The organism is Salinimicrobium terrae DSM 17865, from assembly GCF_000424665.1.
GTDB classification, from domain to species: Bacteria; Bacteroidota; Bacteroidia; order Flavobacteriales; family Flavobacteriaceae; genus Salinimicrobium; species Salinimicrobium terrae.
This window is the reverse complement of the sequence record NZ_AUKI01000017.1, coordinates 304,182-316,387: the sequence shown is the minus strand read 5'-3', so window position 1 is coordinate 316,387 and position 12,206 is coordinate 304,182. Positions and strand designations below refer to the sequence as shown.

Annotated in this window: 11 protein-coding genes; 8 read left to right on the top strand and 3 right to left on the bottom strand. The window is 40.5% G+C overall.

Going from position 1 to position 12,206, the window contains the following annotated elements; genetic code table 11:
• The first annotated feature begins 68 nt into the window (after positions 1-68).
• The gene (locus H148_RS0108700) at positions 69-500 is read left to right on the top strand and encodes a deoxycytidylate deaminase (protein ID WP_029034460.1); all 432 of its coding nucleotides are present in this window, start codon (positions 69-71) and stop codon (positions 498-500) included.
• Complete coding sequence (locus H148_RS0108695; protein WP_029034459.1) at positions 497-2,101, top strand: S41 family peptidase; 1,605 nt, start codon at positions 497-499, stop codon at positions 2,099-2,101. Before H148_RS0108700 ends, H148_RS0108695 begins: the two co-directional genes overlap by 4 nt.
• Before the next feature lies 1 nt (position 2,102).
• Here H148_RS0108695 and H148_RS0108690 read toward each other — a convergent pair whose 3' ends face one another.
• Genes H148_RS0108690 through H148_RS0108680 form a run of 3 tightly spaced genes read right to left on the bottom strand, consistent with a single transcriptional unit; the run spans position 2,103 to position 3,480 of the window.
• Positions 2,103-2,711, bottom strand: coding sequence for an FAD-dependent oxidoreductase (locus H148_RS0108690; protein WP_029034458.1), 609 nt, complete (start codon positions 2,709-2,711; stop codon positions 2,103-2,105).
• On the bottom strand, positions 2,711-2,908 hold the full coding sequence (locus tag H148_RS0108685; protein WP_029034457.1) for a hypothetical protein: 198 nt from the start codon (positions 2,906-2,908) through the stop codon (positions 2,711-2,713). The genes H148_RS0108690 and H148_RS0108685 overlap by 1 nt, the downstream gene beginning before the upstream one ends.
• Positions 2,905-3,480, bottom strand: a complete 576-nt coding sequence (locus H148_RS0108680; RefSeq protein WP_029034456.1) for a MarC family protein — start codon at positions 3,478-3,480, stop codon at positions 2,905-2,907. The genes H148_RS0108685 and H148_RS0108680 overlap by 4 nt, the downstream gene beginning before the upstream one ends.
• 114 nt (positions 3,481-3,594) lie before the next feature.
• Between H148_RS0108680 and H148_RS0108675 the strand changes: the two genes are divergently transcribed.
• From H148_RS0108675 to H148_RS0108650, 6 genes are all read left to right on the top strand, one after another.
• Entirely contained in the window at positions 3,595-4,173 is a 579-nt protein-coding gene (locus H148_RS0108675; RefSeq protein ID WP_029034455.1) for a DUF3109 family protein, read from the top strand.
• Positions 4,174-4,538: 365 nt separating this feature from the next.
• Positions 4,539-5,372: a DUF4412 domain-containing protein gene (locus H148_RS0108670; protein WP_029034454.1), complete on the top strand. Its 834-nt coding sequence runs from the start codon at positions 4,539-4,541 to the stop codon at positions 5,370-5,372.
• A 106-nt stretch (positions 5,373-5,478) separates the two neighbouring features.
• Positions 5,479-6,567, top strand: coding sequence for a Gfo/Idh/MocA family protein (locus tag H148_RS0108665; RefSeq protein ID WP_029034453.1), 1,089 nt, complete (start codon positions 5,479-5,481; stop codon positions 6,565-6,567).
• Positions 6,568-6,825: 258 nt separating this feature from the next.
• Positions 6,826-7,803: a ribonucleotide-diphosphate reductase subunit beta gene (locus H148_RS0108660; protein ID WP_029034452.1), complete on the top strand. Its 978-nt coding sequence runs from the start codon at positions 6,826-6,828 to the stop codon at positions 7,801-7,803.
• Between the two features lie 130 nt (positions 7,804-7,933).
• The gene (locus H148_RS0108655) at positions 7,934-10,351 is read left to right on the top strand and encodes a ribonucleoside-diphosphate reductase subunit alpha (RefSeq protein WP_029034451.1); all 2,418 of its coding nucleotides are present in this window, start codon (positions 7,934-7,936) and stop codon (positions 10,349-10,351) included.
• A 461-nt stretch (positions 10,352-10,812) separates the two neighbouring features.
• Complete coding sequence (locus H148_RS0108650; RefSeq protein ID WP_029034450.1) at positions 10,813-12,153, top strand: deoxyguanosinetriphosphate triphosphohydrolase; 1,341 nt, start codon at positions 10,813-10,815, stop codon at positions 12,151-12,153.
• Positions 12,154-12,206 lie beyond the last annotated feature (53 nt).

Below are 12,206 nucleotides of genomic sequence, written 5' to 3'. Positions count from 1 at the left end.
TAACTTAGTAAAGCTCAAATTTTCAACGACTTAAAAAGCTTTCTATATTGCACAAGTATTTTTGAATTATGCAAAAAACTAAGCAACTTAAGTTTGACCGGGCGTATTTACGGATCGCCAGAGAATGGGGGAAACTTTCTCATTGTAATAGAAAACAGGTTGGCGCGCTTATTGTGAAAGACAGAATGATAATTTCTGACGGATATAACGGTACCCCTACCGGTTTTGAAAATCCGTGTGAAGATGAAGATGGGTATACCAAATGGTATGTATTGCACGCTGAAGCCAACGCAATTTTAAAAGTTGCGGGGAGCACTCAATCCTGTAAAGGAGCTACACTTTACATCACCATGTCACCCTGCAAAGAATGCAGCAAGCTCATTCACCAGTCGGGCATTACGCGTCTCGTCTACAGTATAGATTACAAGGACAACTCCGGATTGAGTTTTTTGGAAAAAGCCGGGGTTGAAATAGAACAAATAACTGAACTTGACGGTTGAAAAACTACAATAAAAAATATTTGCCATTACTATTGGGATTCGCCTGTGCACTGGGAGTGTTATTGGGTGCAGCTCTGGATTTTTCCAGTTACACCTCCGGTCCTTTTCTAAAAACCAATAAGAAAAAAGAAAAACTTGCGCGCCTAATTGACTATATCGAATATGAATACGTAGACGAGGTAGATATGGACAGCATAGTGGATATTACCGTCAATGGAATACTTACAGATCTTGATCCTCATTCAGTTTACATCCCACAGGAGGAATATGTGAATCTAAGTGCAAGCATGAAGGGAGATTTTGTGGGAATTGGGGTGAGTTTTAGAAGCATCAATGATACCATTGCGGTGATACAGACTATAGAAGGCGGACCCAGCGAAAAAGTGGGTATTAAGGGAGGGGACAGAATCTTATATGCAGATGGAGAACCTCTTTTTGATGCTAATATTCATGAAGATTCCATTACAAGTAGATTAAAGGGAGAAGAAAATACTAATGTGGTCCTTCAGGTGCACCGAAAAGGTGTTCCAAAGCTGCTGGAATTTAATATAACGCGTGGAAAGGTAGCTCTTAAAAGTGTGGATGCCGCTTATATGTTGAATGAAGATTTGGGTTACATAAAAATAAATCGTTTTGCAGAATCTACATATAAAGAGTTTATGGCAGGTCTTCACAAACTTAAAGCAGAAGGCGCAAATCAAATAGTTCTTGACCTGCGGGACAATCCCGGAGGCTACCTTGCCGAGGCTACGAAAATCGTAGATGAATTTCTTCCCGAGGATAAACTGGTGCTTATTACCAAAAATAAAAAGGGAGCCATTGAGAAAACATTTGCTACCAGGGAAGGTAATTTTGAAAAAGGGGAAATTTACGTACTTATCAATGAGAATTCTGCGTCCGCCAGTGAGATCATAGCCGGAGCACTTCAGGACAATGATAAAGGAGTAATTGTTGGCCGAAGATCTTTTGGGAAAGGATTGGTGCAAAGAGAAATGTCATTAGGGGATGGCAGTGCGGTAAGGCTCACCATAGCCCGCTACTACACCCCTACCGGGAGATCTATTCAACGCCCCTACACCAATGGCAGCGAAGAATATTATAATGATTACCTCAATCGCTATAAGAATGGAGAACTCGCTAGTGCAGACAGTATACATGTAGCTGATTCTTTACGCTACGTAACTCCAGAAGGCAAAGTTGTTTACGGTGGGGGTGGGATAATCCCTGATATTTTTATTCCCAAAGACACCAATTTTGAAAAGCAGAGTCTTAACTTGATGCTGCGCAACGGTTACATGGATAGCTTTATTTTTGAGGTGCTTGAAAAGGATCGCAAATATTACAATGATCTTAGTTTCCAAAAATTTATGCAAAGGGAAGTAATCACAAATGCTATTTTAGAAGAATTCAGGGAATTTATGCGCCGTGAAAATTTTGAAATGCGTTTCAATGAATACAGGCCAACGCTCGAGCTATATCTGAAAGCGGCTATGGCCCAGCAGTTATTTGGCAGCACTGCCTTTGAGCAAATACTCAATGCTGAAGATCCTGCAATTGAAAAAATAATTGAACTCTCGGCTAACAGAAACTTCAGGAAATAGTTTACCTGACTTTATCATGAACCTTGGTATGCTCTCCTTGGTTCCAGAGCGTCAGAATATCTGTAGCAACTGCTGCACCACTTCCGCAGGCAATAGCGTACTGGCTTCTATGACCCGCCAATGTTCCGGCTACGTAAAGGTCTGGGATCACAAGATGATCATTATTTGTAAGCTGAATTCTTTCTTTTGAAGGTTTTGACTTACTGTGCGGTACAAGATAATTTTCCAGTCCATCAATAGTGAACGGCTTTCCATAGCCTGTGGCTAAGACCACCAGCTTGGAGGTATAACAATTTTTATTGGTGCAGATTTCAAATTTATCTTCCAAAAATGCCATTTTCAGGACCTTTTCTTTCTGAATAATCTCTACTTCAGGATAAAAAGTTTCCAGCTTTTGCATTCCTGACATAAGAATATCCTTCCCTGAAGTACCGGTTTGAATTCCCAGAGCATTATTTATAAGGGCGCTTGAAAGGTGAGAAGCACGTTGGTGAGCAATAATACCAACTTTTTTACCTGCACAATATGGTTTAGACAGTCCGGAACCTAAAACAAGAGCGCAGGAAAGTCCTGCCGCACCACCGCCAATAATTAAAGCATCAAAACCCACTAATCACCACTCTTTTCTGAAATAGCCCGGGACATAAGAAGAATGACCATAAGAACAATCACTATACTCGAAGCCAGAATCCCAATTAAGGCAGTCTTACTATCTCCTGAAAAAGCATTTTCTAGATCTAAAAATGTTGCGTTGTAAATAATAAGGCCAAGGGCCAAAACAATTAAAAAGTAAATTAGGGCTTTCATATAAACAGGCTCTTAATGTTTGTAGCAAAAAGTTTTACGGCTATTGCCAATAGAATGACTCCAAAAATTTTCCGGATCACATTTATTCCCTGCTTTCCGAGAAAACTTTCAATTTTCCGGGAAGACTTAAGGACGATGTAAACAAAAATAGTATTAATAATAATGGCGGCAATAATATTAACAGTGGCATACTCAGCCCGTAATGCTAATATTGAGGTCATTGTACCGGCACCGGCAATAAGCGGAAAAGCCAGAGGAACAACCGCCGCAGTTTCTGGAGCATCATCTTTATAAAGTTGAATTCCCAGAATCATTTCCAAGGCCAGGAAGAACAGAATTAAAGCACCCGCCACCGCAAAGGAATTTACATCTATTCCAATAAGATTCAGAATCTCTTTTCCAACAAACAAAAAAGCGATCATCAGAATTCCTGCAACTATAGTAGCTTTTTCACTCTGTATATGTCCTGCCTTCTTCCGCAAATCAATAATAATAGGAATACTCCCAATAATGTCGATAACTGCGAAGAGGATCATACTGGCGGTTACTATTTCCCTGAAGTTTAATTCCATCTCTAAAAATTAGCCTGCAAAAGTACTTTGAAATAGAAGAATACAAATTATAGTTTAAAAATTTTAACAGATTTACCTCTTAACTTAACTCCTGTAAAAATTTATATTTGCCGAATGTTTCAGCTTGGTAAAACTATAATTTCTGAAGAGATCCTTAAAAAGGATTTTGTTTGTAATCTTTCGGCTTGTAAAGGAGCATGTTGCATTGCCGGAGATGCGGGTGCACCATTGGAAGAATCCGAAACCCATATTCTTGAAGATATCTATCCCCTGGTGAAGCCATACTTGCGGAAAGAAGGAATTGAAGCGATTGAAAAGCAGGGTACTTCGGTAATTGGAGAAGACGGGGAATATGAAACTCCGCTTATTGATGGTGCCGATTGCGCCTATGTCACTTTTGACCAAAAGGGAATTGCCTTATGCGGAATTGAGGAAGCCTACAACCAGGGAGATATCGAGTGGAAGAAACCGGTCTCCTGCCATCTTTATCCTGTGCGTACCCAGGACTATTCAGAATTTTCGGCTGTTAATTACCACCACTGGTACATCTGTGACGACGCCTGCACCCTGGGAAAGGAACTTCAGGTCCCGGTGTATAAATTTGTCAAAGATGCCCTTATTAGAAAGTACGGCGAAGACTGGTATGCCGAACTTGAAAAAGTGGCCGAAAAATTAAACGAATCAAAAGTCTGACGTACCTCCAACAAATTATCTTTACCATCAATAAACCCTGTGCTCCAGAAACCTCAGGTATATTCACAATAGTTTAAAAGGTTAGTATCCGGGAATACCATTTCTTTGAAGGGCTGAGAACCCTGACCTTTCTCATCCTAAAAACTACGTACTTCATTAAAAACATAGCAAGAGAAATTAATATCCGCTTTATCTTCTCCGTATTATACTGTAAATAAGAATTTTACATTTTGTAATTCTTTTAAATTATAGTAACTTTAATCTTCATTCCTGCTTATTTCTTCCCCTGAAGCAGCATTCCCTCATTACTGAAATAATCTTAGTCTGCCTGTTCCAAACAGGTTCTAATCTAAAAATTTACAGTTATGAAAAATTTTATTTATTTAAGTTTTATCCTTTTTTTCATGGTAGGGACCACAACAGCAGAAGCTCAATTTCTTAAAAAGCTTAAAAAGAAGGTGGAACAGAAAGTTGAAGATGCAGCGACAAAAAATATTTCTGACAAGGCTGCCAATGTAACCGATAAGGCTTTAAACAATATGTGGGAAACCCAGCTCAATAATTCTAATTTCACAATAGGAATGGATATGGTCAACCCTTCTGAAATTCCTGAAAGCTATGACTTTGATTGGGAATATACTCTTCAAATGAAAACCACAGAAGGGGAAATGGACATGATATATTACATCAAAGAGGATGCACCCTATGTAGGAATAAAAGTTCCGCAGGCCGAAAATATGTTTACAGTCCTTGATAACAAGAGAGATATGACTGTTATGTATATGAATTCAGAAGGCAACAAAATGGTAATGGCTACGAAAATCAATGTTTCTGAAGAAGATATGGAAACGGATAATTCTTATGAGAATATGGAATTTGAAGAAATTGGCACTAAAACGATCTTAGGCTATGAATGCCAGGGCTACCGCTCTGAAAATGCCGAAAATATATTCGAATTCTATGTTACAGACGAGGCAGGCGTAAGTTTTACCGACATTTATCAGGAAAACCAACAAAATGTTCCAAAAGGATTAAAGGCCGATTGGATAAAGGACAGTACCGGACTATTGATGGCAATGGAGATGATGGATAAAAAGAACCCGGAAAAAAATGTGACAATGACCTGCACCGGGATCGAAAAAAGCCCTTTTTCGATAAACACTTCCGAATATCAGAGTATGAGTATGGGAGGCAGGTAAATTCTCCCTCGCTGGTTTTAAAATGAAAGTTGCAAGAGATTTTTAAAAGTAATTTAAAAAATATCCTTCTGAATTTCTTAGATTTAAGTTTGTCAAAACAACCTTTATGAATAACAGACGGACGTTCATTAAAAAATCGGGTTTATTATTAACTGCCTTGAGTCTTCCCATTCCCAACCTACTTTTTGCAGGAGGAAAAAAGAAATTGGGAGTTGCTCTTGTAGGATTAGGAGGATATAGCAGCAACCAACTTGCCCCTGCCCTTCAGCTGACTGAGTATTGTGAACTACGGGGCATTGTAACAGGAAGTCCTGAGAAAATTCCTCAATGGCAGGAAAAGTACGGAATTCCCGATGCTAATGTTTACAATTATGACAATATGCACGAGATCGCCAACAATGATGACATTGAAGTGATCTACATTGTGCTGCCAAACTCCATGCATGCCAAATATTCAATAATAGCTGCCAATGCAGGAAAGCATGTTTGGTGTGAAAAACCCATGGCAATGAATGCTGAAGAATGTCGGGAAATGATAGCAGCCTGTGAAAAAAATAAGGTAAGACTCGCAATAGGATATCGCCTTCAGCATGAAAAGAATAACCGCATCATGATGAAGTGGGCAGAAACTCATCCTTATGGACCCATTCAGGAATTAACAGCCGAAGCCGGGTTCTTTAGCCAAAATCCGGGTTGGCGGGCAGTAGAAGAAATGGGCGGTGGTGCGATGTATGATATGGGTGTTTATCCTCTAAACACTTCCAGGTATACCACGGGTATGGAGCCAATTGCAGTTTCTGCGAAATCTTCTACAAGTAGACCCGAACTTTTTAAGGAAGTGGATGAAACTATGGACTTCACTTTGGAATTTCCAGATGGTATTACGGCTCACTGTCGTACCAGTTTTGGAGAAGGTATGAATATACTGGATGTTACATGCCGGAATGGTTCTTATTACCTGCAACCTTTCCAAACATACAGCGGTGTAAAGGGAAGGACCAGCGATGGAAAATTTCTGGAGCCTATGAGAAAAAATCAACAGGCGGTACAAATGGATGATGATGCCCTGGCCATTATGCAACATGAACCTTTCATTGCCCCGGGCGAAGATGGATTAAAGGATATAATTGTATTGGAAAAGATTTACGAATCGGCTGCTCAAGGTGGAAAAAAGCTCAAAATAGAGTACTCCTAAAATATCATTTTTGACACCTCTTAATTTGTTGAGATCTCACATCTTCTTTTCTGTTCTTAAAACCTTTAACAGGCACTAATCTTCTCATTTATAATTCACTAATCCTCAGTTTTAACAAAACTTCTGGAACAATTTTCTATGGTCATGTTGAAAACTTTGTTGAAAAGCTTTCTGCTCCTGTAGGAGAAAATCTTACATAAATTCCAATATTTGTTACTACCGTTTTTGATTAACCAACCAACCAAAACTCAATATACTATGGCCCAGTTAGAACCCATTTTACAGGAAAACAAGGACAGATTCGTGATTTTTCCCATAAAACACCACGACATCTGGGATTGGTACAAGAAAATGGAAGCAAGTTTCTGGACTGCAGAAGAAATTGACCTGCACCAGGACCTAACTGACTGGAACCAAAAATTAACCTCAGATGAAAGGTATTTCATCAAGCACATTCTTGCCTTTTTTGCCGCATCAGATGGTATTGTAAACGAAAATTTAGCTGAAAACTTCGTCAATGAAGTACAATATTCCGAAGCTAAATTCTTCTACGGTTTCCAGATCATGATGGAAAACATCCATTCTGAAACCTACTCCCTGCTTATCGACACCTACGTTAAAGATGAGAAGGAAAAAAATCAGCTTTTTAAAGCCATTGAAGTATTCCCTGCCATTCAGAAGAAGGCCAATTGGGCTTTGAAATGGATAGAATCCGATTCTTTTGCTGAAAGGCTTATTGCTTTCGCCGCGGTGGAAGGCATCTTCTTTTCGGGCGCATTTTGCTCCATTTTCTGGCTGAAGAAACGCGGACTTATGCCGGGGCTGACTTTCTCGAATGAATTAATCTCCAGGGATGAAGGCGTTCACTGCGACTTCGCTGTTCACTTACACAACAATCACCTGGTGAACAAGGTTCCAAAAGAGCGAATTAGAGCCATTATTGTTGATGCATTGAATATCGAACGAGAATTCATCACCGAATCTCTTCCCGTGAGTCTTATTGGGATGAATTCCAAATTGATGACCCAATACCTGGAATTTGTTGCCGACCGACTGCTGGTTGAACTTGAATGTGAGAAAGAATACGGCACTGCGAATCCATTCGACTTTATGGATATGATCAACCTGCAGGGGAAAACAAACTTCTTTGAAAAAAGAGTTGGAGAATACCAGAAAGCCGGGGTTATGAACAAAGACAAAGATTCAGATAAGATCAGCTTCGACGCCGACTTCTAGGTCCAGTCCACTAACCCCCAAAAGGGGAACATATAAATCTCCCGCTTCACCTTCGGTGAAGCATCATCCAAATAATCGCCCACACCTCCTCCCCTTTGGGGAGGTCGGGAGGGGCTTTAATCCTTCAGTTATGTTCGTAGAAAAAAGAGACGGCCGCAGAGAACCCATCATGTTTGACAAGATCACAGCAAGGATCAAAAAACTTTGCTATGGTCTCAATGAACTTGTAGACCCTGTAAAAGTTGCTATGCGAGTAATAGAAGGACTTTATGATGGAGTGACCACCAGCGAACTTGATAATCTTGCAGCCGAGATCGCGGCAACCATGACCACTTCTCACCCGGATTATGCTAAGCTAGCAGCCAGAATTTCTGTATCAAACCTTCATAAGAATACGAAAAAGTCATTTTCTGAAGTAATGACCGATCTTTATGAATATGTGAATCCACGCACCAATCAAAAAGCCCCTCTTATTGCCGATGATGTTTATGAGGTAATTCAGCAGAATAAAGAACTGCTCGATTCCACGATCATCTACAACCGCGATTTCCAGTACGATTACTTCGGATTTAAAACTCTGGAGCGTTCATATCTACTTAAGATAAACGGAAAGATTGCCGAAAGGCCGCAGCACATGCTCATGAGAGTTTCCGTAGGAATTCATCCGGATGATATGGAAGCCGCCATTGAGACTTATGAGCTCATGTCGAAAAAATATTTTACTCACGCCACTCCTACGCTCTTTAACGCCGGAACTCCGAAGCCGCAGATGTCCTCTTGCTTTCTGCTAACAATGAAGGATGACAGCATCGACGGGATTTACGATACGCTGAAGCAGACTGCAAAGATTTCACAATCTGCCGGCGGAATCGGATTATCAATTCACAATGTAAGAGCAACAGGTTCTTATATTTCGGGCACTAATGGAACTTCCAACGGAATCGTTCCCATGCTTCGGGTTTTTAATGACACGGCAAGATACGTCGATCAGGGCGGCGGAAAACGGAAAGGTTCTTTCGCGATTTATGTGGAGCCATGGCATGCTGATATATTTGATTTCCTCGATTTGAAAAAGAACCACGGAAAAGAAGAAATGCGTGCACGCGATCTTTTTTACGCCATGTGGGTGCCCGATCTTTTTATGAAACGGGTGGAGACAAACGAGAATTGGACTTTAATGTGTCCGCACGAATGCCCGAACCTTTACAATATTCATGGTGATGAATTTGAAGAACTTTATTTAAAATATGAAACTGAAGGAAAGGGACGCAAAACCATAAAAGCTCGTGATCTTTGGGAAAAGATCCTGGAATCACAGATCGAAACCGGAACGCCTTATATGCTGTATAAAGATTCAGCAAATCGAAAATCTAATCAGCAGAATTTAGGCACCATCCGTTCTTCGAATCTTTGTACAGAGATCCTGGAATATACCAGTGACGATGAGGTGGCGGTTTGTAATCTCGCTTCTATTGCGTTACCCATGTTCATCAAAGGAGATGAATTCGATCACAAAGAACTATTTAAGATCACGAAAAGAGTCACCCGAAACCTCAACAAAGTTATCGACCGGAATTACTATCCCGTAAAAGAGGCTGAAAATTCGAATTTCAGGCACCGTCCTGTGGGATTGGGAGTTCAAGGGTTGGCAGATACTTTTATCAAACTCAGGTTGCCATTTACAAGTGACGCCGCCAAAAAACTAAATCAGGAGATCTTCGAAACTTTGTATTTCGCAGCGGTTACCGCATCTATGGAAATGGCAAAAGAAGAAGGCGCCTACTCCACTTACGAGCGCTCCCCAATGAGCAAAGGCCAATTTCAGTTTAATTTGTGGGGAATAAATGATGAAGACCTCAGCGGAAGATGGGATTGGGCAAAACTGAGAAAGCAGGTGCTCAAAAATGGCGTTCGCAACTCTCTTTTAGTCGCTCCTATGCCAACCGCGTCTACTTCTCAGATCCTTGGAAACAATGAGGCTTTTGAACCATACACTTCAAATATTTACACCCGCCGGGTATTATCGGGAGAATTTATTGTGGTGAACAAGCACCTGCTGGAAGATTTAGTGGAAAGAAACCTGTGGACAGAGGATGTCAAAAATGCCATTTTAAGATCCAATGGTTCTGTGCAAAACATCGATGTAATCCCTGATGATCTTAAGGAACTCTACAAAACCGTTTGGGAACTGAGTATGAAGGACATCATCGACATGTCCCGTCACCGCGGATATTTTATCGATCAGTCGCAATCGCTTAACCTGTTCATGGAAAATGCAAATTATGGAAAGTTGACTTCCATGCATTTCTACGCCTGGAAAAGCGGACTCAAAACCGGAATGTACTACCTGCGCACCAAAAGTGCCGTGGATGCCATTAAGTTTACCCTGGCAAAAGAGGAGAAAAAGCAGGAAATTCCTGCGGAAGAGCCAAGAACTTCAGCTGTTCCGGTTCCTGAAGGCACTTCTTTAAGTCCGGAGGAATTGCGTGCACTCATCGCCAGCTCCAAAGAAGCGGAAGGAGATGATTGTTTGATGTGCGGATCTTGATAGTATTGAATAGTTAGTATTAAATCTAATACCCATTATCATCGTAATGTCAAGCTGAGCCCGACCGCAGGGAGGAAAAGTCGAAGCCAGAAGATTTATTTGGCTAAACGGGCTCAGGAAATTGTCCAGGGGAATCAAATTTTTCTGGTGCTAATTTTTTCCCGCTGATCTCGCTGTTATGCGCAGATGTCTTATTAGGGTAATTTCTGGCAAAGTGCGCAAAGATTTTGCAGAGGACGCATGAAATTATTCCAAAAAACTATTTCTGCGCTCTTTGTATTTTTCTTCGCAATCTTTGCGTGAAAGTTATTTCAAGAGATTTCTACACAAAACAACAAACTTCTCTAATTGGAATTTGGTGCGTGGAATTTGGTGCTTATTTTCATTATTACCTGTTAATTGATAATTGTTAATTACTCATTGTTTATTTTTGAAGCTTTAGTGAAAAAATTTACCAAATGATGAACTGGGAGCAGCTGCTTTCCTTGAGGAAAGCAGGAGATACCAACAAGAGATTAAGAAAAGAACAGAATGCTACCCGGTTAGGTTTTGAAGTGGACTATGACAGGATCATTTTTTCTTCAGCTTTTAGGAGTCTGCAGGATAAGACGCAGGTGATTCCGCTTTCCAAGACAGATTTTGTACACACGAGGCTTACTCATAGTCTGGAAGTTTCGGTGGTAGGGCGTTCCCTTGGTCGATTGGCGGGACAAAAGATCCTGGAGAAGCATCCGCAACTGGAGAAAACCCATGGCTACCAAATGAATGATTTTGGAGCTATCGTTGCAGCAGCTGCTTTGGCGCACGATATTGGGAATCCGCCGTTTGGACATTCGGGAGAGAAGGCAATTGGAGAATATTTCAGCAATGGCAATGGAAAGAGGTTTCAGAAAATGCTTTCACCGGAAGAATTTCAGGATCTAACTAAATTCGAAGGTAATGCTAATGGATTCAAGATCCTTACCGAGGACAGGCCGGGCATACCCGGAGGAATCAGACTTTCTTATGCCACTTTAGGGGCCTTTATAAAATATCCCAAGGAATCCCTTCCGCATAAACCCACCTCACGTATAGCCGATAAAAAATTCGGAATATTTCAGTCAGAAAAAGCCTTTTTTGAAGAGGTAGCAAACGAGCTTGGTCTTATTTTAACAAGCAAAGGAAATAATATAAGTTATTGCCGACATCCATTAGCATTTCTAGTGGAAGCAGCCGATGATATTTGCTATACGATCATAGATTTCGAAGACGGGATTAACCTGGGGCTCATTCAGGAGGAATATGCGCTTGAATATCTGATTAATCTGGTGAAAGATTCCATTATAACCAAAAAATACCACAATCTGCAGACCCGTGCCGACAGACTCAGCTATTTACGGGCTCTCGCAATAAACACTCTTCTTACAGAAGCTGTGGAAATTTTTATGGACAACGAAGAGGCTATTCTAAAAGGGGAATTTCATGAGTCTTTATTTGACAAAAGCAAATATGAAGCCCAAATTACAGATATTATAGACATTAGCATTGAAAAGATCTACCAAAGTGAGGAAGTAGTAAGCAAGGAAATCGCGGGTTACCAAATGCTTTCTCACCTGCTGGATACCTATACCAGTGCTCTACTTCCCACAAATGGGAACCAAACCAATTACAACAAACTGGTGCTAAAATTGGTTCCGGAATCACAACATTTTGAGGATTTGCCGGTTTATGATAAACTCATAAAATTATGTAGCTATATTTCGTCGTTAACAGACAGTAATATTGTTTCCTCATTCAAGAAATTTAAAGGTCTGAAAATTTAATTTTCGTACTTTGCAGAATCGATTTCTTCGGAAGTTAGCTAGTGATCCTTTTT

What these genes read in the sequence shown, in the direction of transcription:
- H148_RS0108680 (WP_029034456.1), bottom strand. Translation starts at nt 3,480, where the DNA reads ATGGAATTAAACTTCAGGGAAATAGTAACCGCCAGTATGATCCTCTTC.
- H148_RS0108700 (WP_029034460.1), top strand. Translation starts at nt 69, where the DNA reads ATGCAAAAAACTAAGCAACTTAAGTTTGACCGGGCGTATTTACGGATC.
- H148_RS0108675 (WP_029034455.1), top strand. Translation starts at nt 3,595, where the DNA reads ATGTTTCAGCTTGGTAAAACTATAATTTCTGAAGAGATCCTTAAAAAG.
- H148_RS0108685 (WP_029034457.1), bottom strand. Translation starts at nt 2,908, where the DNA reads ATGAAAGCCCTAATTTACTTTTTAATTGTTTTGGCCCTTGGCCTTATT.
- H148_RS0108650 (WP_029034450.1), top strand. Translation starts at nt 10,813, where the DNA reads ATGAACTGGGAGCAGCTGCTTTCCTTGAGGAAAGCAGGAGATACCAAC.
- H148_RS0108660 (WP_029034452.1), top strand. Translation starts at nt 6,826, where the DNA reads ATGGCCCAGTTAGAACCCATTTTACAGGAAAACAAGGACAGATTCGTG.
- H148_RS0108665 (WP_029034453.1), top strand. Translation starts at nt 5,479, where the DNA reads ATGAATAACAGACGGACGTTCATTAAAAAATCGGGTTTATTATTAACT.
- H148_RS0108670 (WP_029034454.1), top strand. Translation starts at nt 4,539, where the DNA reads ATGAAAAATTTTATTTATTTAAGTTTTATCCTTTTTTTCATGGTAGGG.
- H148_RS0108655 (WP_029034451.1), top strand. Translation starts at nt 7,934, where the DNA reads ATGTTCGTAGAAAAAAGAGACGGCCGCAGAGAACCCATCATGTTTGAC.